This is a genomic window from Pseudarthrobacter sp. TE3704 (assembly GCF_056279405.1).
On record NZ_JBWCCJ010000001.1, the window covers coordinates 83,543 to 105,874 of the forward strand.

A 22,332-nucleotide genomic window follows, 5' to 3' on the forward strand; every position below is an offset into this window, starting at 1 on the left:
GCCTCTACCCCAGGAGTATTTATGACTAAGAGCACCGTCCTCACCCTCGTCGGCAGCCTGCGCGCCGGGTCCACCAACCAGAAGCTGGCCGAGGCCATCCAGCTGAACGCCCCCGAGCAGGTGGAGGTTGTCATCCACGACAGCCTGGGCAACATCCCCTTCTACAACGAGGACATCGACGTCGAAGGCCAGGTTCCTGCCGCCGCCGCCGCCCTGCGCGCCGCTGCCAGCGAAGCCGACACCGTCCTCCTGGTCACCCCCGAGCACAACGGCACTGTCCCCGCAGCCCTGAAGAACGCCATCGACTGGCTGTCCCGCCCCTTCGGCGCCGGAGCCCTCGCCGGCAAGCCCACGGCCGTCGTCGGCACCGCCTTTGGCCAGTTCGGTGGCGTGTGGGCTCAGGATGAGGCGCGCAAGGCCGCCGGCATCGCCGGCGCCCAGGTCCTCGAGGACGTCAAGCTCGCCGTTCCCGGGTCCATGGTCCGGTTCGCCGAAATCCACCCCAAGGATGACGCCGAGGTTGTGGAGCAGATCAAGGGCGTGTTCGATGCCCTTGCCGCCGCCGCCCCCGCAGCGTAGGCAAACCCGCCGGCGCCCGGTACGCAGCTGCGCGTACCGGGCGCTGCCGCATCCAGGTACTGCCGTGACCAACTCTTGTCCCAACCGGTACCTCACGGACACACTCCGCCGGAAAGGCCGGCCGTAACGTTAATCCACGGAACGTACCGGAACGGAATCGCGGTGCAGTCATGGCAGCAGAATGGAGCGCCGGGAGGCGACGGACAGGCTTGCGCGTAACGGCAACAGCCTGCCTGGCACTGCCGCTGCTGCTCGGCGCCTGCATTGGCGCACCTCCTGCAGGTACAGGCGCGGGGGCCTTGCCTCCATCCGCCCCCGGCAGCAGCGCGCCGACTGCGACACCCCCGGCGGCTCCAGCGCCACAGCCCCAGGACCAGCCGCCGGCAGGACAGGAGCCGGAAACGCTCCCGCCTGCCGCGGGCGTACCGCCGGCCAGCCCTTCCACAACGCCGGAAATCGCGGAGGGCTTGCCCGTTCCCCAAGCCAGACCGGCACCCGCAACGCAGGCGCCCCTACCTCCGGCCCCGGCCACCATTCCTGCCATGCCCCGCACAGTGACGGCTTACTACGTGCTCCTGGACGACGGCGGCAGCAACGGCGTGCGGTTCGGCTGCAATGACAGCCTGGTGGGCATGGACAGCGCAGCCCCTGATTCCGATCCGCTTCCGGCTGCGATGGGTGCGCTTCTGCAGGGAACAGATGGAGCGGGAAGGCCGGGCCCCGGGGCGGGACCCGTCCGGGAGATGTACAACGCCTTGGCGGACTCCGGGCTGAAGTTCCTCTCCGGCTCTTTTGATGGAACGACGGTCACGGTGTACCTGGCCGGCGCGCTGAGCCTTGGCGGGGTGTGCGACATCCCGCGGGTTGAGGCGCAGCTGACGCAGACAGCAGTTGCGGCAGTGGGCGCGATCCGGGCTGAAATCTACGTCAACGGGCAGCCGCTGAAGGAAGCACTAAGGCAGGACTAGCCATCGTCCAGCCGCCCGCCGCGCGTGCAGCAACAACAAGTGTTGCCTTATGAGCAACATCCGGTTGTATCCTGTGGGTGTGAGCCACGAAACACTTGATGCAGCAGGGACGCTGCCAGCGGAAGCCATCGATGCGATTGAACGGGCTGCAACGTCAGCCCACCGCCATGAGGACCTGTTCTCGGAGCGTGCCGCGAACATCCGGCAGTCGGCCGTGCGGGACGTTTTCGATATTTCCATGCGGCCAGGCCTCGTCTCCCTTGCGGGCGGCAGTCCGTATCTGCAGTCGCTTCCGATGGACCGGCTGGCGGCCACCGCCGCCAAAATCATCGCCGAAGACGGCCTCACGGCGCTGCAGTATGGCGCCGGACAGGGGACTGAAGAGCTGCGCACCCAGATCTGCGAGGTGATGGCCGCCGAAGGTATCCTCGACGCCCTGCCGCAGAACGTGGTGATCACCGCCGGTTCCCAGTCGGCCCAGGATGTTGCCACAAAACTGTTCTGCAATCCCGGCGACGTGGTGCTCGTGGAAGACCCTACCTACGTGGGTGCCCTCAACACCTTCGAGGCATACCAGGTGCAGGTGGAAACGGTGGACATGGATGAGTCCGGCCTGGTGCCCGAGCTGCTGGAGGCAAGGATCGCGGCGCTTCAACTGGCCGGCAAGAACATCAAGTTCCTCTATACGATCCCGAACTTCAACAACCCTTCAGGGATCACCCTCGCCAAAGAGCGCCGGCAGCAGGTGGTGGATATATGCCGCACTGCGAATATTCTGATCCTTGAGGACAACCCCTACGGTCTGCTGCGCTACTCCGGCGAGTACCTGGCCCCGCTCCGAGCCGACAATCCCGGGGACGTCATCTACATGGGTTCGTTCTCGAAGATCTTCGCGCCCGGCCTGCGCATCGGGTGGGCGCTGGTGCCGGAACACCTGCAGCGGCGCTACTATCTCGCGGCCGAGTCTGTGACGCTGTGCCCGCCGGCCCTGAACCAGATGCTGGTCTCCGCCTACCTCCGGGAGTACGACTGGAGGGGCCAGATCGAGACCTACCGCGGGCTGTATGCCGAGCGGTGCGCGGCGATGCTGGCTGCGTTGAAGGAACACATGCCCGCAGGGAGCACGTGGACCAACCCGGAGGGTGGCTTTTTTGTCTGGGTGACGCTGCCGGAAGGCGTGGACACCTACCCGTTGCTGCACAAGGCCATCGACGCGGGCGTTGTGTTCATCCCCGGCGCCGCCTTCACGCCGTCGGACGAACCGTCCAACAAACTGCGCCTCGCATTCAGCGCTGTGCCTCCCGAAGCCATCACCGAGGGTGTCCGCCGCCTGGCACCCGTGCTTCGGGAAGCCATCGCCGGGCTGTAGCGTTGGCCTGACCAGTGCCGCATAAACGAAGCAAAGGAGCATCACATGAGCGGAATCATCGTTGTAGGGGTTGACGGCAGCGGAACCGCGAAGAAAGCAGCCGAGTCCGCACGCGACCTCGCCGCTGCCTTGAACGCAGCACTCCACGTTGTGTCGGCCTTCGACAGCGACCGCACCGAGATCTTCGGCAGCGGCAGCGACCAGTGGATCGTCTCCGACGCCGACGCGGCCGAACACGTGGCCCGCACCGTGGCGGAGTCCCTCGGGGGCGGCGTCAAGGTCACGTATTCCGCAGCCCGGGGCCGGCCGGCGGATGCCCTCATCAAGGAAGCTGTTCGGATGGAAGCCCGCATCATCGTGGTGGGCAACCGCAGGATGCAGGGCATAGGCCGTGTCCTGGGCAGCGTTGCCAACAGCGTGGCCCACAATGCGCCCTGCGACGTCTACATCGCGAACACGTACGACGCCGACTAGCAGTAACCCCGGACACTCCCCGTGGTGGCGAATGTCGCTGCGGGGGGTGTCTGGTCTCACGCCCGATAGCCCGGTTCAGCCGTTAGCGCAACGATAAAATTGGATAGCCCCCAATGGTGCGGCACCCAGCAACCACTATCGAGGGGCACATCTTGATTACTCTCCAGCGCCGGCAGCTCGTAGGCCACGACATCCTCCTGGCCCGCCATGGCAACCACATCTGCTCCATGCGGGTTGACCGCAACAATGGCACCGTTGTGGCATTGCTGGATGACGGCAGCGTGGACTCGGCACCGAACCTCATCACGCCCGGGCTGCAGCTTCCCGAAACCGTGGGGAGCGTGCTGCGCGAAGACTGGAAGCTCCTCACGGCGTGGGCCGGCATGGCCGGGGCAATGGCCGTCCTGATGACGGCCGCGGCCGTCATCCTGGGAACCACCGCAGATCCGGCCACCATCGAGATGTTTTCGGCGTACCCGTATTCCTCGTTCTAGGGCCTGCCCGGCCGGGACTTGTACTGCCTAGGCCACCATCAGGCCCTGCAGGATCCACCAGATCCCTGCCATCACCACTCCGCCAAAGAGTGACCCCGTTACCACCTGCGCCACCGAATGGGCCCGCAGTACCACACGGGACCATCCGACGGCCGGGATCAGGAGCAGCAACGGAGTCCAGGCCGCCCCGAGCATCAGCACGGCGATGACGGTTGAGCAGGAGATGGCGGCAGCGTGCCCACTGATCTTCCAGAACGGGCTCACTCCGGCCAGCACCACTACTCCGCCAACCACCGCAAGGACCATGGCAACAACGCTCCGCGGCGCGCCGACAGCTTCCAGGACCACCAGCCCTGCAAGGATCGATGCCAGGGCCATCAGCAGAACAGGGGCCCGCTGCTTCCGGTCACTGACATGATGGTCGGTAACCCTTCCCAACCGGACCAGGACCAGCAGCAGAAGCAGCGGAAGCACGCACACAAACAGGGCCGCCAACGCGCCGTACGCCATAGTGGCCGGAAAGCCGCCCTCGGTGAGCGGACTGACCAGCAGCTGGATGCTCACCACCACGGGAGGCTGAAAGGTCTCCGTCAGCCAACGGGCAGTCCTGTTCTTCGCCCGGATGGTGCCGGTGTTAATGCCTACGCCGTCAGTCAAGGAGGAGCGCAGGCTCTTCCAGGATGGCGGCGACGTCCGCCATGAAGCGGGCTGAGAGGTCACCGTCCACCACGCGGTGGTCGAATGAGCCGCCCAGCGTGGTGATCCAGCGCGGAATCACTTCACCGTCAAGGACCCAGGGTTTCTGCTTGATGGTGCCAAAGGCAACGATGGCCACCTCACCCGGGTTGATGATGGGCGTTCCAGTGTCGATGCCCAGGGCGCCGATGTTCGTGATGGTCAGCGTGCCGCCCTGCATCTCTGCGGGCTGGGTTTTTCCCGCTCTTGCGGTGGTGGCCAGGTTATTCAGCGCCAGCGCCAGCTCCTTCAGGGACAGGTCCTGTGCATTCTTGATGTTCGGCACCATCAGGCCCCGCGGCGTAGCAGCCGCGATGCCCAGGTTCATGTAGTGCTTGACGTGGATTTCCGCCGCGTCAGCCCCGTCCGCGTTGTCCACCCAGGTGGCGTTGACGCTGGGGTTGCGGGCGGCAGCCCAGATGACGGCCTTGGCCAGGATGAGCAGCGGGGAGACCCTGATGCCCTCGAAATCCCGGGATGCCTTGAGCCGCTTGACGAATTCCATCGTGCGGCTGGCATCCACGTCCACAAAGATGCTGACGTGCGGCGCGGAAAAGGCGGACTCCACCATCGCCTTTGCCGTCGCCTTGCGGACGCCCTTGACCGGAATCCGTTCGATCCGCTGGTCCTGCGGCTTGCCCGCCTTGCCCCAGAAGCCGTCCGCCTTGTCCAGTTCCGCGTCGCGCTGGGCCTGGTAGCTGACCAGGTCCTCGCGGGTCACCTCGCCCCGTGAACCGGTGGCCACCACGTCCGCAAGGTCGATGCCGAGGTCCCGGGCAATCTTGCGTACGGGAGGCTTGGCCAGGACCCGGTTGACCAGGCCCGTGATGGTGCCGCCCAGGGTGGGGCGGTTGTCCGTGTCGCCTGCTGCCGGGCCCCCCGAAACCTCAGGTGCTGCTGTCACGGCGGCCGGCGTGTGCGGCTGGATGGGCTCCACTTCCGGAGCGTTGAGTGTCACGGCAGCGGAGGGCTGGGCTTTCCGCGGCCGGCGCTTGACGGCGTCGGCCTTCGGCCCGGAACCCACCAGCGGACCGCCGGCCAGGGCACTTTCCTGCGCGCCGCCGTCGGCCCTTGCTGCATCATCGGCGGGCAGCGTTCCGTAGAGGGGCTGGACGGGGGTTTCCGGGGCGCGCACGTCTGCCGGCGTGGGGTCGCCTGCCACGTCATCGCTGACGCTGATGATGGCTGTGCCGACGTCGATGGTCACCCCTTCGGGGACCAGTAACTCGCTGACGGTCCCGGCAAACGGGGAGGGCAGTTCCACGATGGACTTTGCGGTTTCGATTTCGCACAGGACATCGTTGATGGCGACGGCGTCACCGGGTTTGACCTTCCAGGAGACAATTTCCGCCTCGGTGAGGCCCTCGCCGACGTCCGGCAGGTTGAACTTGTTGAGAGTCATGGTGTCCTCAGTAGGAGAGGGCGCGGTCCAGCGCCTCGAGGATGCGGTCGATGTCCGGAAGGTAGTCTTCCTCCACCTTGGCAACGGGATAGGGCATGTGGAAGCCGCCCACGCGGATCACGGGGGCCTCGAGTGAGTGGAAGGCACGTTCGCTGATCCGTGCAGCAATTTCGCCGCCGATCCCGCCGAACGTCGGGGCCTCGTGGGCGACGATCAGCCGGCCGGTCTTCTGTACGGAGGCCGTCACGGTGTCGAAGTCCAGGGGCGAGATGGAGCGAAGGTCGATAACTTCGACGCTGCGGCCGTCCTCCTCCGCGGCATTGGCGGCCGCAAGGGCAACGGGAACCAGGGGGCCGTAGGCCACGACGGTGGCGTCGGTACCTTCCCGGAGGACGTGGGCCTTGAAGGGATCCGCTGACGGGCCCGGGCTTTCCACGTCCACGTCGCCCTTAAGCCAGTAGCGCCGCTTCGGCTCAAAAATGATCACCGGGTCCAGGCATTCCACGGCCTGCTGGATCATCCAGTAGGCGTCATGCGCGTTGGACGGTGTGATGATGCGCAGGCCTGCAGTGTGGGCGAACAGGGCCTCGGGCGACTCGGAGTGATGCTCCACGGAACCGATGCCGCCGCCGTAGGGGATCCGGATGACCACGGGAACCGTGAGGTTGCCGTTGCTGCGGGCATGCATCTTGGCGAGCTGGGTGGTGATCTGGTTGAAACCCGGGAAGACAAATCCGTCGAACTGGATCTCGCACACTGGGCTGTATCCCCGCAGCGCCAGGCCAATGGCAGTGCCGATGATGCCGGATTCCGCCAGGGGGGTGTCCACGACGCGGTCAGGACCGAATTCGCCGATCAGCCCGTCTGTTACGCGGTAGACGCCGCCCAGCGGGCCGATGTCTTCGCCCATCAGGAGTGATTTCGGGTTGCTGGCCAGGGTGGCGCGGAGGCCTTCGTTGATGGCCTTGGCAATGGTCATGGTGGTCATCAGTGGCCTGCCTTTGCTGCTGCCTGTCCGGCCGGTACCGCCGGAGGTTCCTCACCGGCAAACCCTGCGGAGTATTCCTCGAACCACGCCAACTCTTCGGCCACCAGGGGATGCGCTTCTGCGTAGGTGTTGGCGAAGGCGGAACGGATGTCCGGGGTCTCGAGGTCATGGGTGGTGCGCCGGACATAGGAGGCGAGTTCGTCGCCGTCGGCCTTGACCTGGGCGAAGAAGGCGTCGTCCGCGAGGCCTTGGGCACGCAGGTATTTCTCCAGCCGCAGCAGGGGATCCTTGGCTCGCCAGGCATCCTCTTCCGAGGACGGGCGGTACTTGGTGGGGTCATCGGCGGTGGTGTGGGCCCCAACGCGGTAGGTGAAGGCCTCGATCAGGACCGGGCCCTTGCCCTGGCGGGCGTGCTCCAGCGCCCACTCGGTGACCGCGTGCACGGCGATGACGTCGTTGCCGTCCACCCGGATGCCGGGGAAGCCGTAGCCCTTGGCGCGGTTGGACAGCGGGACGCGGGTCTGCACGTTGGTGGGGACGGAGATGGCCCAGTGGTTGTTCTGGCAAAAGAACACCACGGGGGCATTGTAGGAGGAGGCGAAGACCATTGATTCATGGACATCACCTTCGGAACTGGCGCCATCCCCGAAGTAGGCGATGACCGCGGCGTCAGGCGCCTGCGCCTTGGAGCCGGCGGCTGCGGCAAGCTTCTGGTCCCGCTGGATTCCCATTGCGTAGCCCACGGCATGGAGGGTCTGCGCAGCCAGGACCAGTGTGTAGAGGTGGAAGTTGGTGTCCTTCGGGTTCCAGCCGCCGTTGGAGACGCCGCGGAACTGGCGGAGGAGCTCAGCCAGGTCCACGTTCCTCGTCAGCGCCACCCCGTGTTCACGGTAGGTGGGAAAGATGTAGTCCTGCGGCTGGCTGGCCCTGCCCGAACCGATCTGGGCAGCTTCCTGCCCGGTCAGGGGCACCCACAGCGCCAGCTGGCCCTGGCGCTGCAGGGCGGTGGCCTCCACGTCGAACCGGCGGATGGCAGCCATATCGCCGTAAAGCCCGCGCAGGACCTCGGGCGTCAGCTTGCCGGCGTACTCGCTGAACACCGGATCGGAACCCAGCTTTCCGTCGGGACCCAGCAGCTGCACCATCTGCGCCGGGGGCTCGCCCATAACGGCTTCCGCATCAGCTTCCCGCTGGTCGTCAACCGCTGTTCCGTCGAACTCGGTGGAAGGCAGATGTGTGCCCATACCGTCTCCTTGCTTGCCGCATCCGGATGCAATGCAATGTCGCTGGGATATATGCCTCCGAAGGAATACATTCCCGGTGCGGCATATACATTGGCTTACTGATCCTAACTTTATCTTCAGTAGGTAGCCGCAGGACTACTTGTTAAGCGCTAGGAACCCCGCGGGGCCTTTGTATAGTCGGCACATAACTGAAGGAAGCGCGTGTTGGCCTCCTGCTCGCCGACGCTAACCCTGACCCCCTCGCCGGGAAAAGCGCGCACCGAGAGCGCCTGGGCTCCCGCCAGCTCTGCAAATTGGCTGCTGTCAGCCCCCAGATCCAGCCAGACGAAGTTTCCCTGCGCATCGGGAACAGCCCAGCCAAGGTCCCGCAGACCGGCAGTAACGCGAGCCCGCTCGTCCACCAGCGTTTGTACCCTTTCTACAACCTGAGGGAAATTCTGCAGGGAAACAATGGCGGCCTTTTCGGCGATCTGCGACACCGCGAACGGCGTCGCAGCCACCCGCAGGTGCTGGGTCAGCGCTGGATTGGAGACGCTGTAGCCGACGCGCAGGCCAGCCAGGCCGTGCGCTTTGGAGAAGGTCCGGAGTACCACCACGTTGGGGTATTTCCGGTAAAGGGCGATCCCGTCCACCGCATCGGCTGCCCGCACGAACTCCTGGTACGCCTCATCAATGACCACCACGACGTTGGAAGGCACCGACCGGATGAAGGCTTCGGTCGCGGCGCTGGTAAGGGCCGGTCCGGTGGGGTTGTTGGGCGTGCACAGGAGTATCACCTTGGTGCGCGCCGTCACCGCTGCCGCCATGGCGTCCAGGTTGTGCCGGCCGTCGGAGGTTACGGGAATCCGGACACTCTCCGCCCCGGCCAGGCCCACGCTGATGGGATAAGCCTCAAAGGAGCGCCAGGCATAGATGACTTCATCGGCCTTGCCGTCGTCGTTCTGGCCGGCGAACGTGGCGAGGATCTGGTTGAGGGCGCCCAGGCTGCCCGCTCCGGTGACGATGTCCTCCGCCGGGACTTTGAGGAAATCCGCGAGCGCCGCCCGAAGCTTGGTGCTGACGGGGTCCGGATAGCGGTTGAAATCGGTTTGCTGCGCGATCGCCTCGATGACTGCGGGAAGCGGCGAGAGCGGGTTCTCGTTCGAGGACAGCTTGTAACTGGCGAGTCCGTCGACGACGGCGGGCGGCTTTCCGGCCGCGTAGCGGGGCAGCCGGCCTACCACCGGACGCGGCGGGATTCCCCCGGCCAGGGTCTCTGATGAGGTCATGCGCACTAGCCTACTTCTCGTGCGATAACGATTCCGGGTGGTGTCCATGGCCTCTTCGGGCGTGCGGAGAAGGCCACCGTACCCAGCCCCCGTCCAGCGCGCTGTGCGAGCATGGGGCCATGGGTTCCTTCATTCTTCGGGTCATCATCAACGCTGCTGCCATCTGGGCAGCGAGCTGGGTCCTGCCCGGCCTGGAAATCTCCAGCCAGGCGGCCTCCGAGGCTGTGGCCAGGACCGGCGTTACCGAAGGTACGGACATCATCGGCCTGGTCCTGGCCTACCTCTTTATCGGTGCCATCTTTGGCGTGGTGAACGCGTTTGTCCGGCCCCTGGTGCGGTTCCTCGCACTCCCCATCACCATCCTCACCCTGGGACTCTTCACCATCGTCATCAATGCCGCGATGCTGTATCTGACGTCCTGGATCAGCAGTTACACACCGGTGGAGTTCACCATCGATTCCTTCTTCTGGACCGCCGTACTGGCGGCCATCATCATTTCCCTGGTCTCGCTGGTGGCAGGTGTGCTGCCCGGGGGACGGAAGCGTTAGCCTGCCGGGTTTCGCCCACGTGCCTACCGGCCGCCATGTCCCCGCTCGTGGGCGCGGGGGTCTTGCAGGGCGGGAGTGGGGCCCTTAGCCCTTGATAGGGAAAAACGGGTGGCCGTGGCGGTCCCGCCCGCTCCAAGGACGCCTGTCAGCACTGCGGTGGACTGTATCAGGGACGGGTCGCTGCTGTCCGCCACCAGCCGCGCGGCATCCTGGTACCCCTCGAAGCTGTGGCCAGGGCCCAGCCCCTTATCCTCCTGGGCGGAAACGGGGGAGGCCATGGATACGGTGACCCGGTTGCGGGTTTCGGGGTTCGCCAGACCATCGCTTCCGGGCACCCAGTCGGCCTCGTGTTCAAGGTGCAGCGAGCTCACTCCCTCTCCCGGCCTGGTCCCGGCCACCGGCGAGCCGGCTGTCAACACATACTTGACGTCGTACTGTTCCAGGACACGGGGATCGGAAGCCAGGTTCATGGCATGGATCCCGCCCTGGCTGTAGCCCACCGCGACCACGGCCGCACCACGTTCTGCCCCGGCGGTTTCCAAGGCATCAAGGACGGCCCGGTTGATCTCCTCCGAGCCGTACAGCATCGCCTCCGCGATGCCGGCTTCGTCGAAGGGGTTGTCACCGCCCGCGTACATTCCTGCCGCCTGGGTGCCGGGAAGGACCACCACGTACGTTGCAGCACCGCCGTTAGGGACCTCAAGGACCTCAATGTGGCCGGGACCGCGGGCATCGATGTTCCGGATGCGCTCCAGGAGGCCGGCCGGTGATGCATCCAGTTGCACCTGGGCGGATTCTTCCTGCCGCGCGGCGAGCGGCCTGGGTATGAAGTTCGCGACCAGGAACATCAGGGCGTCCCGGACGAAGGGTTCCTGATCGATCCTTGCCCGGACATCGGGAGCCGCCAGCCCCAGCATGGTGATGATGGATTCTGCGGTCCGCCGGTCCGGGACTCCTGCTGCGGCCATGGTGGCCCACGAGGTGCTGAACTCCTCCACGCTCGTGATTCCGAGGAACCTCCCGGCGTTGGCACGCCACTCCGCGTCCTCATAGTCCCGGAGGCAGGCACGTATCTGGCTGCTGATGCGCTGTAGCTCTGCCCTGGCAGCCTGGACGCGCCATTGACCGTTCCGTACTGCAGCCAGATGGGCGGATGTGGACCATGCCGGCTGCCGGTCAACCCAGCAAAGGTGGTCCAGGATCCGCCCGGTCTCCTGCTCAACGGCAACGAGGTCACTGGCCAGGGCATCCAGCTTCTCCGCGCCTGCCGTCAGCTCTTCGAGCTGCACGCTGATGCCAGTGGGGCCGCCCCTGATGCTCAGATGTCCTTCCCTGGAGGGGCCGAACAGGCGAATGCGGTCAGTGTCCATAGGTTGTCCGCCTTGCGTCAGTGCTGGCTATTAGCGAGTGCAGCCGCGACGCTCTCCTGGGCATGCCGTGCAACGGCGGCCTTGGCTTCCGCCAGGCATTCCGAAGCCTGGCGCAGGGCAGCGTCCTGGCGGGCGACGGTGTTCCGGTAGGCCTGCCCCGCCGGTGACTGCCAGTCGAGCAGCTGGATAGCCCTCAGGCCAGCGATGACTTCCTCAACCCTTGCCACGCAGGACCCGAGCCGTCCCGCCAGTGGCATGAGGTCGGCGGCGACATGGTCTGCCGCTCCGGGCATGCCGTCCCCCAATACATTCCACATCCGCACTCCCCCTTGGGCAACCCACGGGTTGCCGCCCTCGCATTGCTTTACTGATGCGCCAACGCTAAGGAAGACCCGGCAGCAACCCCAGCACCGCCGTCGGCTATGTGGACAAGTTATGTGGACAAGTAACGTGGAAAGGCACGCTTAAGGAGCCGCCGGAGTTCGTGAAAGAATCAGCACATGCCTGAAACTGCCGCCACAGCTGATACACGTACGCCCTCAGGACGCCTGGCCCTCGCCGCGTCACCGGAAAAAATCGCGCTCGGTCCCCTGGACGGCCGGTACCAGTCCGCCGTCGCGCCGCTGGTTGATTACCTGTCCGAAGCTGCGCTGAACCGTGACCGTGTGGCTGTGGAAGTGGAATGGCTCATCCACCTGACCAGCAACAACGTCCTCCCGGGCGCCGGGAAGCTCACCCCGGAACAGGAGGAGCAGCTCCGCGCCATCGTCACCGAATTCGACGCCGCGTCAGTCGCTGAACTGGCCGAAATCGAAGCCGTCACGGTTCACGACGTCAAAGCCGTGGAGTACTACATCGGACGCCGCCTCCCCGGCATCGGCATTGAAAACCTGACGGCCATGGTCCACTTCGGCTGCACATCCGAGGACATCAACAACCTCTCCTACGCCCTGGGAGTCAAAGGCGCTGTGGAGGACGTGTGGCTGCCCGCCGCCCGCGCGCTCGTGGCCCAGATCAGCAGGATGGCCGAGGACAACCGCGCCGTTCCCATGCTGTCCCGGACCCACGGGCAGCCGGCCACGCCCACCACCCTGGGCAAGGAACTGGCGGTCATCGCACACCGCCTCACACGCCAGCTGGAGCGGATCGCCCGGACGGAGTACCTCGGCAAGATCAACGGTGCCACCGGCACCTACGCCGCCCACGTTGCGTCGGTTCCCGGCGCAGACTGGCAGCACGTCGCCAAGTCCTTCGTGGAAGGGCTGGGGCTGACCTGGAACCCCCTCACCACGCAGATTGAAAGCCACGACTGGCAGGCAGAACTGTACGCCGACGTCGCGCGTTTCAACCGCATCCTGCACAACGTCTGCACGGACATCTGGAGCTACATCTCCATCGGCTACTTCGCCCAGATCCCCGTGGCCGGAGCCACCGGTTCCTCCACCATGCCGCACAAGGTCAACCCGATCCGCTTCGAGAACGCCGAGGCAAACCTCGAAATCTCCAACGGCCTGCTGGACACCCTGGCCGCCACCCTGGTGACCTCCCGCTGGCAGCGCGACCTCACGGACTCCTCCAGCCAGCGCAACATCGGCGTGGCCTTTGGCCACTCACTGCTCGCCATCTCCAACGTCGCCAAAGGCCTGGAACGCCTGGACGTAGCTGAGGACGTGCTGGCCGGGGATCTCGACACCAACTGGGAAGTCCTGGGCGAGGCCATCCAAATGGTCATGCGCGCGGAGGCGATTGCCGGCGTCGAAGGCATGGAAAACCCGTACGAGCGGCTCAAGGACCTCACCCGCGGCCAGCGCGTGGACGCCGCCCGCATGCAGGAATTCGTGCAGAGCCTTGGCCTTTCAGCCGACGCTGAGGCCCGCCTGCTCGCTCTGACGCCCGGGAAGTACACGGGCATCGCCGACCAGCTGGTGGACCACCTCAAGTAGGCCGGCCGGCAAACATCACAGGAAGTACGACGGCGGCGCCGGGCTCTGGCGGGCCCGGCGCCTTCGCGTTGCCAGGCCCTGCATAGCGCCGGTCCACTGTCCTGTTGCCGGGGTGCGAAACTGGAGAGCATGAAGCTGCTGCTCATCCGTCACGGACAAACCCCCGGCAACGTCCTTGGCCAGCTGGATACCGCCCATCCGGGGCCCGGGCTCACCGAACTTGGCGAACGGCAGGCCGAGGCCCTGGCCAGGTCGCTGGCCAACGAGCCGATCGGTGCCCTGTATGCCTCCACCCTGATCCGCACACAGATCACCGCGGCGCCGCTGGGCAAGCTGCACAGCCTGGACGTGACCGTGCTGGATGGCCTTCATGAGATCGAGGCCGGCGCCTTGGAAAAACTGACGGACCACGAATCCCACAAGCGGTACATGGGGACGGTGTTCGCCTGGGCGGCCGGGGATCTTGATGTCCGCATGCCGGCGGGGCCGGACGGCCACGCGTTCTTCGACCGCTTCGACGCTGCCATCACCCAGGTGGTGGAGCAGGCGGCTCAAGGACAGCATGAAACTGCAGCGGTAGTCAGCCATGGTGCCGCGATCCGCACCTGGGCCGGGCGCCGGGCGGAGGACGCTGACCACGAGTTCGCCGCACGCCACGTACTGGCGAACACCGGAATCGTCGCACTGGAAGGCGACCCCGACGCGGGCTGGAAACTGCTCCACTGGGACGGCAGCCCTGTCGGCGGGCTGGCCCTCGCAGATCCCACGGCAGAAGATCCTACCGGTGGGAACGTAGCGGGCCCTTAGCCGTCACGGCTCACTGCTGCGGGACAAGCCGTGCGGCAAACGCCGCAGCCTCTTCCGCCGTCGGACGTTCCCGGCTGTCCATGGCCGTCAGGGACCGCAGGAACGGCCTCCAGCGGGGCGCCACGACATCAGGAACATCAGGGCTGCGAAGCGTCCTGGCCACCAGGGATTCGATGGCAGTCCCGGGAAATGCCTTGGTCCCGGTCAGCAGTTCCAGGAGGACCAGCCCCAGGGAGTAGACATCCCACGACGGCCGGGCGGCCCCTCCTGCTGCCTGTTCCGGGCTCATGTAGTGCACTGTTCCGGAGGAGATGCCCGGCTCGGGCGCTGAGCCGGCTGCCGCTGCGATCCCGAAGTCGATAATCCGGACCGGGCTTCTCCGCAGGCCACTCAGCATCAGGTTGGCAGGCTTGATGTCGCGGTGGACCAGGCCCTTGGAGTGAAGGTGGGCGAGCGCACTGAACAGCCCGTAGGCCCAGACTGCCACATCGCCGGGGTTGTGGCTGTTGATCCGGACTGCATCGGAAATGCTGGATCCCAGCGCCAGCTCCTGCACCAGGAACGGCCGCCCGCCGTGCGGTCCGCGGTCCGGCAGGGAACCGTGGGCACGGAACCTGATGATGGAGGGGTGATCCAGCGCCGCCAGGATGGCAGCTTCGTTGCGGATCCGCTCGTGCTGCTTGACCGAGTGCGCCGCCGCCATCTTGACGGCCACGTCCGGTCCGCCTGCCAGGTCCACGGCGCGGAAGACCTCTGCTGCGGAACCGCGCCCAAGGCGTTCCTTGAGGTAGAAGCGGCCCGCGACGACGACGCTTGCGTGAGGTTCCGCGGCGCGGCGCGCCCTGTCTGCGCACCCCTGTTCCGGCTGCCGGTGTTCGCTGAGGGCGGGTCCTTCGGGGGCAAGGGCCGGCGCGGTCATGGGTGCCGTAGCGGGACGCAGGCTTCGGCCAGGACGGCCGCTTCATCGGCAGAGTCAGCGGCCAGCCAGGCATCGAGCTGGAATCCGCAGCGGCAACGCCATACCGGCGGCAGTTCGGTGAGGACTGCATCTTCCGGCGGAAAACTGTAAGCAGCGGCCGCCGGCCCGATGGCAGGAGTGGCAAGTTCCATGGGCGTCCCGCAATGGACTTCGGTAAAAGTGGTCAACGCGCTCACGACTCCCTAAGGAAGAAACTTCAAGATTGATCGTAAGCTTACATATTACTAGTCAGACTAGCTAGTCCGGCTAGTTACTTTTTTGGTGCCCGTTCTTGACGGAAAGGGCATCCGTCATCTGCTGCAGGAAGTCGACCACAACATGGGCCTGGTCCGCCGTCAGACCTTCGGCGACGGTCATCATCCGGCGGTGCATCGCACCAAGCGTTTCGCGCACCTCCCTGTCCGATTCGACTGTGGGAATGACGACGATGGAGCGGCGGTCGGTGGGATGGGCCTCGCGGCGGACGTGTCCACTGGCTACCAGCCTGTCGATCAGCGAGGTAGTGGACGCGCTGGTAATGCCCAGGAACTGGCTCAAATCCTTGGGAACAACCGCCTTCCCGGAAGCCTGGGCGCGAAGGAGGAAGCGTAACGCCAGGATGTCCGTTTCACCCATGCCCATCGAGTCCCGGGTGGAACGGCGGACGGCATTCTCGGCGGCCCGGTAATCGCGCAGTGACTTCAGCACGGCAGCACCGTAGTCCAACTGCCCGTCCGGACCATACCAGTAGCCGGAGCTTTCGTTACCCGTGGAACCCATGGAATTAATCTTAGACCAACTGATAAGTAGCTGACCTAGCAATACGGTCGAACCGCCCGCCCACGTTATCCAACCGCTTACGCAGAAGAAACACCCGCGTAACCGCCGGCTTCTAGCCTTTTAATGCATATCCCTTCGGCGAATCGAGGCAGACATGCAGACCAATCCGCGGCTGAACATCCGGCAGGTTTCCTGGTCCAACCCTGTGGGCGCCGACCTGCGCCGCGCTCAGCAGGCTGAACTCGATGCGCGCTTTGGTACCCCTGACCACGAACCCGGCACACCGCCGTCGGGCGCTGACTGCGCCGTGTTCCTCGTGGCGTATGACAAAGGATCAGGCCAGCCTGTGGGCTGCGGCGGCCTCCGCCTCCTCGATTCAACCACCGCTGAAATAAAGCGACTGTACGTCCTCCCCTACACCCGCGGCTCGGGGGTGGCCAGCTCCATCCTCGCCGCCCTGGAGGCGGAGGCGCACAAACAGGGGATCACCAGGATCAAGGCCGAAGCCGGTTCCGCACAGCCGGACGGCCGCAATTTCTACCAGAACTCCGGGTTTGAGCCGGTCCCGAATTACGGTCCCTATATCGGGGTGGAACACTCCTATTGCTACGCCAAGAGCATTGATGCACGGAGCGCCGCGCACACGGCCATGGCATAAGGTCCAGGCGTCATAAGTGCGTAGGGATTCCGCCCCTCCGCTAATCTCGGCCTATGGAAACAGCAGACATCACTTTCCGCACCCGCAAGTGGGTACGTCCTGAGGACCTCAACGCCAACGGGACCCTGTTCGGTGGAAGCCTGCTGAAGTGGATTGACGAGGAAGCCGCAATCTACGCCATCCTCCAGCTGGGCAACGGCAGGGCGGTGACAAAGTACATCTCGGAAATCAACTTCGTCAGCTCGGCCGTCCAGGGCGACCTCATCGAGATGGGCCTGACCGCCACGCGGTTCGGCCGGACCTCGTTGACCATGCGAGCCGAAGTCCGCAACATGATCACCCGGCAGAGCATCCTCACCATCGAGGAGATCGTTTTCGTTAACCTGAGCCCCTCCGGAAAGCCGGAACCGCACGGCTACACGGAGATTACCTATGACCGCGACCGCATTCCCACCCACCACCTGACCGAAACACTGACCCAGGACTGACGTTTCACCCGGCGTTCACCCCAACGCCGCCTACCATTCCCTCCACTGGACCACAGTGAACAGCCGGGCTGTTTATCGAATCGATAGCAAAACAGCCCCACATTCCGCACACCCGGCTATAGGCTGTGCGGACATGCTCCGGTTCCAGTGCAGAAATGAGTCCTGATCGTGCGTAAATTGCAGTCCTTGGTTGCCGCCGCCGTCGCCGCCGCCCTTCTTGCCGGATGCGGCGGTGCCGCTACTCCGCCCGCTTCCTCCGGGGATGCGTCCTCCGCTCCCGCCGCGAGTTCCGGCGAAACACTGGTGGTGTACACCAACTCCAACGGCGAAGGCCGCGGCGAATGGCTGACCGCCAAGGCAGCAGAAGCCGGCTTCACCATCGAAATCGTGGGTGCCGGCGGCGCGGATGCCACCAACAAACTGATTGCCGAGAAGAACAACCCGATCGCCGACGTGGCCTTCGGGTTGAACAACATGTACTTCTCGCAGATTAAGGCCGAAGACGCGCTGGAACCGTACACCCCCTCCTGGGCAGGCGAGGTGGACAAGGAACTGGGCGACGGCGAAACCTACTGGCCCCTGGTGAAACAGGCCATCCTCCTGGGCTACAACTCAGACAAGATCTCCAAGGACTCCGCCCCGCAGGACTGGACGGACCTGTGGACCAAGGATGAATTCAAGGACCGCTACGAGCGCGTGACCGGACTGGGCACCGCCACCGCCCAGCTCGTGTTCGCCGGCATCCTCAGCCGCTACCGGGACGACTCCGGCGACCTGGGCATTTCCGATGAGGGCTGGCAGCAGGTTGAGCAGTACTTCCAGAACGGCAGCCCGGCCGTTGCCAAGACCGACCTTTTCGCGCGCATCGCTTCCGGCGAGGTGGACATGGGACAGATGCCGTCCTCGATCATCGCCGAACGGGAAAAGTCCTTCAAGGTGAACGTTGACACCGTCATTCCCTCCGTGGGCGTCCCGCTCGCGGTGGAGCAGATCGCCCTGGTGAAGGGGACCGAGAAGAAGGAGCAGGCGCAGAAGTTCATCGACTGGTTCGGCAGTGCGGATGTCCAGGGTGCGTTTGCCCAGCAGTTCAACTCCATGCCGGTGAACAAGGCCGCCGAAGCGAAGGCCAACCCCGAGGTGGTGGACTTCTTCGCGGACCTCAAGCAGCAGGACATCGACTGGGAGTTCGTGCAGGAGAACATGGGCGCCTGGGTGGAGAAGATCGAGCTCGAGTACATGACGTAGTCCGGTCTCCCGCCGCCAGCTTTCCCGCTCCACCAGACAGGTTTTGCCATGATCCGCTTGGACAACATTGAAGTTTCCTTTGGCGACTTCACCGCCATACCGCACCTGGACCTGCACGTCCGGCCGGGTGAATTCTTCACCCTGCTGGGCCCGTCAGGCTGCGGAAAGACGACGGCGCTGCGCACCCTGGCCGGTTTCATCCAGCCGTCCGCGGGCACTGTCCACGTGGACGGCAAGGACGTCACCCGGCTTCCGAGCGATAAGCGGCAGGTGGGCATGGTGTTCCAGAACTATGCCCTGTTTCCGAGCATGAGCGTGTGGGAGAACATCGCCTTCGGTCTGCGGGTCCGGAAGGAGAAGCAGGCCGACAGTGACCGGCTTGTCCGGGACATTGCCCGCCGGGTGGAACTCAGTGATGAGCAGCTGGCCAAGAACGTGGCCGAGCTGTCCGGCGGGCAGCAGCAGCGGGTGGCCGTGGCGCGGGCACTGGTGCTGCGGCCCAAGATCCTGCTGCTGGACGAGCCGCTGTCCAACCTGGACGCCAAGCTCCGCCACCAGCTCCGGCAGCAGCTCAAGGACCTGCAGAGCGAGTTCGGCATTACCACGGTGTACGTCACCCATGACCAGGACGAAGCCCTGGCCATGAGCGACCGGGTCGCCGTGTTCAACAATGGCGTGGTGGAGCAGGTGGGCACCCCGCAGGAAATCTACGACCATGCCGGCACCGAGTTCGTCTGCAACTTCATCGGTGACAGCTCCACCCTGACACCGGAGTTCGTGGCCGAAGTGAACCGTCTTTCCGGCGCGCAGCTCAGCACGGAAGCCACCTCGTACCTGCGGGTGGAGAAGGCGTCACTGGCCGCACCTGCGGGCGGCAGCCCCGTCGTCGGACTTCCCGGTACCGTGGTATCCCGCACCTACCATGGCCTGCATAGCCGGTACGTGGTGCGCAGCCACGGCGCGGAGATCCGGCTGCTGGTCAAGGAGGATGGCGGAGCCCATCCGGAACCTGGAACGGAAACCACTGTCTACCTCCAGCCTGCCCATATCCTGCAGTACCACCGGGAAACGGGCGTCGCCCTGAGGCAGCAGGAACAGGCGGTCGTCCTGCCATGAGCAGCGCGTCCGTCCGCGGGATGGTCCGCTCCCCGTTCGTGCTGGTGGTGGGTGTAGTGCTCACCTGGTTCATCGCCGCGTTCCTGGTATGGCCCAATGTCAACGTCCTGATGGCCACCTTCTTTCCGGACGGCAGCTTTTCGGGGCGGGCGGCCGAAAAGCTCCTCTCGTCCCAGCGGGCCATGAAGGCACTGGGCAACAGCTTCCTGCTGGCGGTGGCGCTGTCTGTCACGGTCAACCTGGTGGGCATCTTCATTGTCCTGGTGACGCATTACTTCCGGATCCGGGGCTCGCGGATCCTGTTCCTGGGCTACGCCTCCACGTTTATCTATGGCGGCATCGTGCTGGCCGCGGGATACAAGTTCATCTATGGGGACAAGGGAATTGTTACCTCGCTGTTGGTGAAGGTGTTTCCCGGCATGGATCCGGGCTGGTTCTCCGGATTTTTCGCGGTCCTGGTAGTGATGACCTTTGCCACCACCACCAACCACATGCTCTTCGTGGCGAACGCGCTCAAGGGCATTGATTACCAGACCATCGAAGCGGCCCGGAACCTGGGCGCCTCCACCTGGACCATCCTCCGCCGGATTGTGCTTCCCATGCTCAAGCCCACGCTGTTCGCCGTGACCATCCTGTCCTTCCTTACCGGGCTGGGGGCACTGAGCGCCCCTCAGGTGCTGGGCGGGCGCGATTTCCAGACCATCACCCCGATGATCCTGACGTTCACCAACAGCCCCACCTCACGGGACCTCGCTGCCCTGCTGGCCGTGATCCTTGGCCTGGCCACCATCCTGATGCTCGCGGTGATGTCCCGGCTGGAGAAGGGCGGTACGTACTTCTCGGTGTCCAAGGTGTCCTCCGAGCTGCAGAAGCAGGAGATCACCAACCCCGCAGCCAACATTGCCGTCCATGTGCTGGCATACCTGCTGTTCGCCGTGTACACGCTGCCCGTGGTGCTGATCGTGCTGTATTCGTTCGCCGACGGCGCCGCGATCCAGACCGGCCAGCTCGCCCTGGGCAACCTGACCCTGGACAACTACGTGCGGGTCCTGACCCAGCAGTCCGGGCTGCGGCCGTTCATCGTCAGCGTGGTCTACAGCGCACTGGCCGCGCTCATCGCCGTGGGCGGGCTGCTGTTCGTGGCCCGGCTGCTGCAGAAATACAAAAACTGGGTGGCAACAGCCTTCGAATACCTGCTGCACATTCCCTGGATCCTGCCTTCGGCCCTGCTGGCCCTTGGCCTGATCATCAGCTACGACCACCCCAATCCGCTGGTGGGCGGTGCAGTGCTCACCGGTACCACGGTGATCCTGCTGATCGCCTTTGTCACCGTCAAGATCCCGTTCACGCTCCGCATGCTCAAGGCTTCTTTCGCCTCTGTGAACTCCTCGCTGGAGGAAGCGGCGGCCATCATGGGTGCCAGGACGCTGTACGTGTTCCGGCGGATCCTGCTGCCGCTGGTGCTGCCGGCGGCCGCCGCCATCACCGCCCTGAACTTCAACAGCCTGCTGGACGACTACGACACCGCCATCTTCCTGGCCCACCCCCTGGTCCAGCCGCTGGGCCTGGTCATCAAAGCCAACACCGACGGCGCCGAAGGCGTGGCGGGCGTTGCCAACACCTTCGTCTACACGGTGCTTCTGATGGTGATCACCGGCGTCACCATGTATCTCGTCTACGGCCGCTCGAGCAGGGGCAAGTCACGGAAGAAGCGGCTGCCGGCCGTTCCGCCCGCTTCCCCGGTTCCCGGTCCGGGTCTTCCCGGAACGCCGGTATCCACAGAGGATGCCGCACAGCCGGCAGCTCCCGTCCGGTGATCAGTCCGCGGAACCGCTGACGACGGCGGAACGTCCGTTCCGTCGTCGGGCGAGGCTGAGGAGGCGGTCACGCAGGGGCTGCCCACCGTCGGCGAGGGCGACGCGCCCCAGCGCCGAGGATGCCAGGCTCAGGACGCGGGTCCGCAGCCGCCGCTGCCGGTCGTAGGCACGCAGTGCCTGGTCTTCGGGCAGCGTGTTGAGAAGGTCAGCCAGCGTCACCGCATCCACAAGCGACTCGCACGCGCCGCGACCCAGGGTGGGGAGCATGGCGTGCGCGGCATCGCCGACGAGCACGGTCCGCCCGCGGACATAGGAGCCCAGGCGCGGAACTGTCCAGATCCGCTGGACCAGGCATGCTTCGGGAGTGGCTGCGGCCAGCGTGCGGCGTATGGCGGGGGCGTGGGTGGCATAGCGTTCCCGGGCGTGTTCCAAGGCTGATGCTGAGTCAATCCCGTACGGGCCCACCCCGGAGCGGTAGCTGGCGTACCAGAAGGACCCTCCCCGGGCGGCGGCCATGCCGAACAGGTCGCCGCGGCCCCAGTACTCTCCCACCTCGCCGGGACTGACCGGAGCTGGGAGAGTCCCGCGGAGGGCGAGGTACGGGGTGAGGCGCGCATCCGTTGCGGCGCCCCAGGCCTCCCGGCGGACTGCGCTGTGCACGCCGTCGGCACCGACCAGCAGGCTGCCGTCGGCGGGAAGTGACCGGACGTTGCTGGTGATCCGGCGGACGGTTCCCGGGACGGCGCCGTCCAGCAACCGGAGAAGGTCAACCCTGGATATGCCGAACATCTCCCCCACGCTGACGGTGACCCACGGCTCACCCTGGGCGTCACGGACGGATCCGCTGCCGATCACCGGGCTGACCGCCCGCGCCTCTTCAAGGATTCCCAGCCGCTCCAGCGCACGCTGGGCGTTCGGCCACATGCCGAGCGCGTTTCCGACACCCGGCAGTTCGGGCCGCTTCTCATACACCGTCACCTGGAACCGGGCCGGGTCCAGGCAGGCGGCCAGTGCCAGTCCCGCAATTCCGCCGCCAACGATCGAGATGGTTTCCATGCTTGTGATTCTACTACTTTTGTAG

The 22,332-nt window shown here is 65.4% G+C and carries 24 protein-coding genes; 13 read left to right on the plus strand and 11 right to left on the minus strand.

The features are described 5' to 3' along the window. Positions 1-21: 21 nt before the first annotated feature. From ACZ9BC_RS00400 to ACZ9BC_RS00420, 5 genes are all read left to right on the plus strand, one after another. Positions 22-579 (plus strand): NAD(P)H-dependent oxidoreductase, encoded by a 558-nt coding sequence (locus ACZ9BC_RS00400; RefSeq protein WP_079598020.1) that lies wholly within the window; start codon positions 22-24, stop codon positions 577-579. Positions 580-1,121: 542 nt separating this feature from the next. Then, positions 1,122-1,547 carry a GerMN domain-containing protein gene (locus tag ACZ9BC_RS00405; protein WP_476244243.1) on the plus strand — a complete coding sequence of 142 codons (426 nt, stop codon included), beginning with the start codon at positions 1,122-1,124 and terminating at the stop codon, positions 1,545-1,547. A gap of 79 nt (positions 1,548-1,626) precedes the next feature. Continuing rightward, positions 1,627-2,916: an aminotransferase-like domain-containing protein gene (locus tag ACZ9BC_RS00410; RefSeq protein WP_476244244.1), complete on the plus strand. Its 1,290-nt coding sequence runs from the start codon at positions 1,627-1,629 to the stop codon at positions 2,914-2,916. Positions 2,917-2,961: 45 nt separating this feature from the next. After that, complete coding sequence (locus ACZ9BC_RS00415) at positions 2,962-3,390, plus strand: universal stress protein (RefSeq protein WP_476244245.1); 429 nt, start codon at positions 2,962-2,964, stop codon at positions 3,388-3,390. A gap of 152 nt (positions 3,391-3,542) precedes the next feature. After that, on the plus strand, positions 3,543-3,884 hold the full coding sequence (locus ACZ9BC_RS00420; protein WP_476244246.1) for a hypothetical protein: 342 nt from the start codon (positions 3,543-3,545) through the stop codon (positions 3,882-3,884). Between the two features lie 27 nt (positions 3,885-3,911). Here ACZ9BC_RS00420 and ACZ9BC_RS00425 read toward each other — a convergent pair whose 3' ends face one another. The 5 genes from ACZ9BC_RS00425 to ACZ9BC_RS00445 all read right to left on the minus strand — a co-directional run bounded on the left by ACZ9BC_RS00425 (position 3,912) and on the right by ACZ9BC_RS00445 (position 9,521). Continuing rightward, positions 3,912-4,541, minus strand: a complete 630-nt coding sequence (locus ACZ9BC_RS00425; RefSeq protein WP_476244247.1) for a phosphatase PAP2 family protein — start codon at positions 4,539-4,541, stop codon at positions 3,912-3,914. After that, the gene (locus ACZ9BC_RS00430) at positions 4,534-6,021 is read right to left on the minus strand and encodes a dihydrolipoamide acetyltransferase family protein (RefSeq protein ID WP_476244248.1); all 1,488 of its coding nucleotides are present in this window, start codon (positions 6,019-6,021) and stop codon (positions 4,534-4,536) included. The genes ACZ9BC_RS00425 and ACZ9BC_RS00430 overlap by 8 nt, the downstream gene beginning before the upstream one ends. A gap of 7 nt (positions 6,022-6,028) precedes the next feature. Beyond that, entirely contained in the window at positions 6,029-7,009 is a 981-nt protein-coding gene (locus ACZ9BC_RS00435; RefSeq protein WP_476244249.1) for an alpha-ketoacid dehydrogenase subunit beta, read from the minus strand. After that, the gene (gene pdhA, locus ACZ9BC_RS00440) at positions 7,009-8,253 is read right to left on the minus strand and encodes a pyruvate dehydrogenase (acetyl-transferring) E1 component subunit alpha (RefSeq protein ID WP_476244250.1); all 1,245 of its coding nucleotides are present in this window, start codon (positions 8,251-8,253) and stop codon (positions 7,009-7,011) included. The genes ACZ9BC_RS00435 and pdhA overlap by 1 nt, the downstream gene beginning before the upstream one ends. A gap of 149 nt (positions 8,254-8,402) precedes the next feature. Beyond that, positions 8,403-9,521 (minus strand): histidinol-phosphate transaminase, encoded by a 1,119-nt coding sequence (locus tag ACZ9BC_RS00445; protein ID WP_476244251.1) that lies wholly within the window; start codon positions 9,519-9,521, stop codon positions 8,403-8,405. A 119-nt stretch (positions 9,522-9,640) separates the two neighbouring features. Between ACZ9BC_RS00445 and ACZ9BC_RS00450 the strand changes: the two genes are divergently transcribed. After that, on the plus strand, positions 9,641-10,069 hold the full coding sequence (locus tag ACZ9BC_RS00450; RefSeq protein ID WP_476244252.1) for a phage holin family protein: 429 nt from the start codon (positions 9,641-9,643) through the stop codon (positions 10,067-10,069). Between the two features lie 23 nt (positions 10,070-10,092). Here the strand turns inward: ACZ9BC_RS00450 and ACZ9BC_RS00455 are convergent, their stop codons facing one another. Both ACZ9BC_RS00455 and ACZ9BC_RS00460 read right to left on the minus strand, forming a co-directional pair. After that, on the minus strand, positions 10,093-11,439 hold the full coding sequence (locus ACZ9BC_RS00455) for a hypothetical protein (RefSeq protein WP_476244253.1): 1,347 nt from the start codon (positions 11,437-11,439) through the stop codon (positions 10,093-10,095). Positions 11,440-11,456: 17 nt separating this feature from the next. Continuing rightward, positions 11,457-11,756, minus strand: a complete 300-nt coding sequence (locus ACZ9BC_RS00460) for a hypothetical protein (protein WP_476244254.1) — start codon at positions 11,754-11,756, stop codon at positions 11,457-11,459. A 183-nt stretch (positions 11,757-11,939) separates the two neighbouring features. Here ACZ9BC_RS00460 and purB point away from each other — a divergent pair, with 183 nt between their 5' ends. Beyond that, positions 11,940-13,382, plus strand: a complete 1,443-nt coding sequence (gene purB, locus ACZ9BC_RS00465; RefSeq protein WP_115526110.1) for an adenylosuccinate lyase — start codon at positions 11,940-11,942, stop codon at positions 13,380-13,382. A 129-nt stretch (positions 13,383-13,511) separates the two neighbouring features. Beyond that, complete coding sequence (locus ACZ9BC_RS00470; RefSeq protein WP_476244255.1) at positions 13,512-14,189, plus strand: histidine phosphatase family protein; 678 nt, start codon at positions 13,512-13,514, stop codon at positions 14,187-14,189. 10 nt (positions 14,190-14,199) lie between these two features. On the opposite strand, the gene ACZ9BC_RS00475 is transcribed toward ACZ9BC_RS00470, so the two are convergent. The 3 genes from ACZ9BC_RS00475 to ACZ9BC_RS00485 all read right to left on the minus strand — a co-directional run bounded on the left by ACZ9BC_RS00475 (position 14,200) and on the right by ACZ9BC_RS00485 (position 15,927). Further along, positions 14,200-15,108 carry a serine/threonine-protein kinase gene (locus ACZ9BC_RS00475; RefSeq protein ID WP_476244256.1) on the minus strand — a complete coding sequence of 303 codons (909 nt, stop codon included), beginning with the start codon at positions 15,106-15,108 and terminating at the stop codon, positions 14,200-14,202. Beyond that, entirely contained in the window at positions 15,105-15,344 is a 240-nt protein-coding gene (locus tag ACZ9BC_RS00480) for a hypothetical protein (RefSeq protein WP_476244257.1), read from the minus strand. The genes ACZ9BC_RS00475 and ACZ9BC_RS00480 overlap by 4 nt, the downstream gene beginning before the upstream one ends. A gap of 70 nt (positions 15,345-15,414) precedes the next feature. After that, on the minus strand, positions 15,415-15,927 hold the full coding sequence (locus ACZ9BC_RS00485) for a MarR family winged helix-turn-helix transcriptional regulator (RefSeq protein ID WP_476244258.1): 513 nt from the start codon (positions 15,925-15,927) through the stop codon (positions 15,415-15,417). Between the two features lie 154 nt (positions 15,928-16,081). Between ACZ9BC_RS00485 and ACZ9BC_RS00490 the strand changes: the two genes are divergently transcribed. The 5 genes from ACZ9BC_RS00490 (at position 16,082) to ACZ9BC_RS00510 (ending at position 21,251) form a co-directional block, all read left to right on the plus strand. Continuing rightward, positions 16,082-16,585, plus strand: a complete 504-nt coding sequence (locus tag ACZ9BC_RS00490) for a GNAT family N-acetyltransferase (RefSeq protein WP_079598036.1) — start codon at positions 16,082-16,084, stop codon at positions 16,583-16,585. A gap of 53 nt (positions 16,586-16,638) precedes the next feature. After that, positions 16,639-17,073, plus strand: a complete 435-nt coding sequence (locus ACZ9BC_RS00495) for an acyl-CoA thioesterase (protein WP_476244259.1) — start codon at positions 16,639-16,641, stop codon at positions 17,071-17,073. Positions 17,074-17,241: 168 nt separating this feature from the next. After that, positions 17,242-18,318 carry an extracellular solute-binding protein gene (locus tag ACZ9BC_RS00500; protein ID WP_476244260.1) on the plus strand — a complete coding sequence of 359 codons (1,077 nt, stop codon included), beginning with the start codon at positions 17,242-17,244 and terminating at the stop codon, positions 18,316-18,318. Between the two features lie 48 nt (positions 18,319-18,366). Next, positions 18,367-19,434, plus strand: coding sequence for an ABC transporter ATP-binding protein (locus ACZ9BC_RS00505; protein WP_476244261.1), 1,068 nt, complete (start codon positions 18,367-18,369; stop codon positions 19,432-19,434). Then, the gene (locus tag ACZ9BC_RS00510; protein WP_476244262.1) at positions 19,431-21,251 is read left to right on the plus strand and encodes an ABC transporter permease; all 1,821 of its coding nucleotides are present in this window, start codon (positions 19,431-19,433) and stop codon (positions 21,249-21,251) included. The genes ACZ9BC_RS00505 and ACZ9BC_RS00510 overlap by 4 nt, the downstream gene beginning before the upstream one ends. Here ACZ9BC_RS00510 and ACZ9BC_RS00515 read toward each other — a convergent pair whose 3' ends face one another. After that, on the minus strand, positions 21,252-22,307 hold the full coding sequence (locus ACZ9BC_RS00515; RefSeq protein ID WP_476244263.1) for an FAD-dependent monooxygenase: 1,056 nt from the start codon (positions 22,305-22,307) through the stop codon (positions 21,252-21,254). Positions 22,308-22,332: the final 25 nt, after the last annotated feature.

Excerpts from the sequence above, each read along its gene's own strand:
- ACZ9BC_RS00400 (WP_079598020.1), top strand. The coding sequence starts at position 22 with ATGACTAAGAGCACCGTCCTCACCCTCGTCGGCAGCCTGCGCGCCGGG.
- ACZ9BC_RS00405 (WP_476244243.1), top strand. The coding sequence starts at position 1,122 with ATGCCCCGCACAGTGACGGCTTACTACGTGCTCCTGGACGACGGCGGC.
- ACZ9BC_RS00415 (WP_476244245.1), top strand. The coding sequence starts at position 2,962 with ATGAGCGGAATCATCGTTGTAGGGGTTGACGGCAGCGGAACCGCGAAG.
- ACZ9BC_RS00430 (WP_476244248.1), bottom strand. The coding sequence starts at position 6,021 with ATGACTCTCAACAAGTTCAACCTGCCGGACGTCGGCGAGGGCCTCACC.
- ACZ9BC_RS00435 (WP_476244249.1), bottom strand. The coding sequence starts at position 7,009 with ATGACCACCATGACCATTGCCAAGGCCATCAACGAAGGCCTCCGCGCC.
- pdhA (WP_476244250.1), bottom strand. The coding sequence starts at position 8,253 with ATGGGCACACATCTGCCTTCCACCGAGTTCGACGGAACAGCGGTTGAC.
- ACZ9BC_RS00445 (WP_476244251.1), bottom strand. The coding sequence starts at position 9,521 with ATGACCTCATCAGAGACCCTGGCCGGGGGAATCCCGCCGCGTCCGGTG.
- ACZ9BC_RS00450 (WP_476244252.1), top strand. The coding sequence starts at position 9,641 with ATGGGTTCCTTCATTCTTCGGGTCATCATCAACGCTGCTGCCATCTGG.
- ACZ9BC_RS00455 (WP_476244253.1), bottom strand. The coding sequence starts at position 11,439 with ATGGACACTGACCGCATTCGCCTGTTCGGCCCCTCCAGGGAAGGACAT.
- ACZ9BC_RS00460 (WP_476244254.1), bottom strand. The coding sequence starts at position 11,756 with ATGTGGAATGTATTGGGGGACGGCATGCCCGGAGCGGCAGACCATGTC.
- purB (WP_115526110.1), top strand. The coding sequence starts at position 11,940 with ATGCCTGAAACTGCCGCCACAGCTGATACACGTACGCCCTCAGGACGC.
- ACZ9BC_RS00470 (WP_476244255.1), top strand. The coding sequence starts at position 13,512 with ATGAAGCTGCTGCTCATCCGTCACGGACAAACCCCCGGCAACGTCCTT.
- ACZ9BC_RS00475 (WP_476244256.1), bottom strand. The coding sequence starts at position 15,108 with ATGACCGCGCCGGCCCTTGCCCCCGAAGGACCCGCCCTCAGCGAACAC.
- ACZ9BC_RS00485 (WP_476244258.1), bottom strand. The coding sequence starts at position 15,927 with ATGGGTTCCACGGGTAACGAAAGCTCCGGCTACTGGTATGGTCCGGAC.
- ACZ9BC_RS00490 (WP_079598036.1), top strand. The coding sequence starts at position 16,082 with ATGCAGACCAATCCGCGGCTGAACATCCGGCAGGTTTCCTGGTCCAAC.
- ACZ9BC_RS00495 (WP_476244259.1), top strand. The coding sequence starts at position 16,639 with ATGGAAACAGCAGACATCACTTTCCGCACCCGCAAGTGGGTACGTCCT.
- ACZ9BC_RS00505 (WP_476244261.1), top strand. The coding sequence starts at position 18,367 with ATGATCCGCTTGGACAACATTGAAGTTTCCTTTGGCGACTTCACCGCC.
- ACZ9BC_RS00510 (WP_476244262.1), top strand. The coding sequence starts at position 19,431 with ATGAGCAGCGCGTCCGTCCGCGGGATGGTCCGCTCCCCGTTCGTGCTG.
- ACZ9BC_RS00515 (WP_476244263.1), bottom strand. The coding sequence starts at position 22,307 with ATGGAAACCATCTCGATCGTTGGCGGCGGAATTGCGGGACTGGCACTG.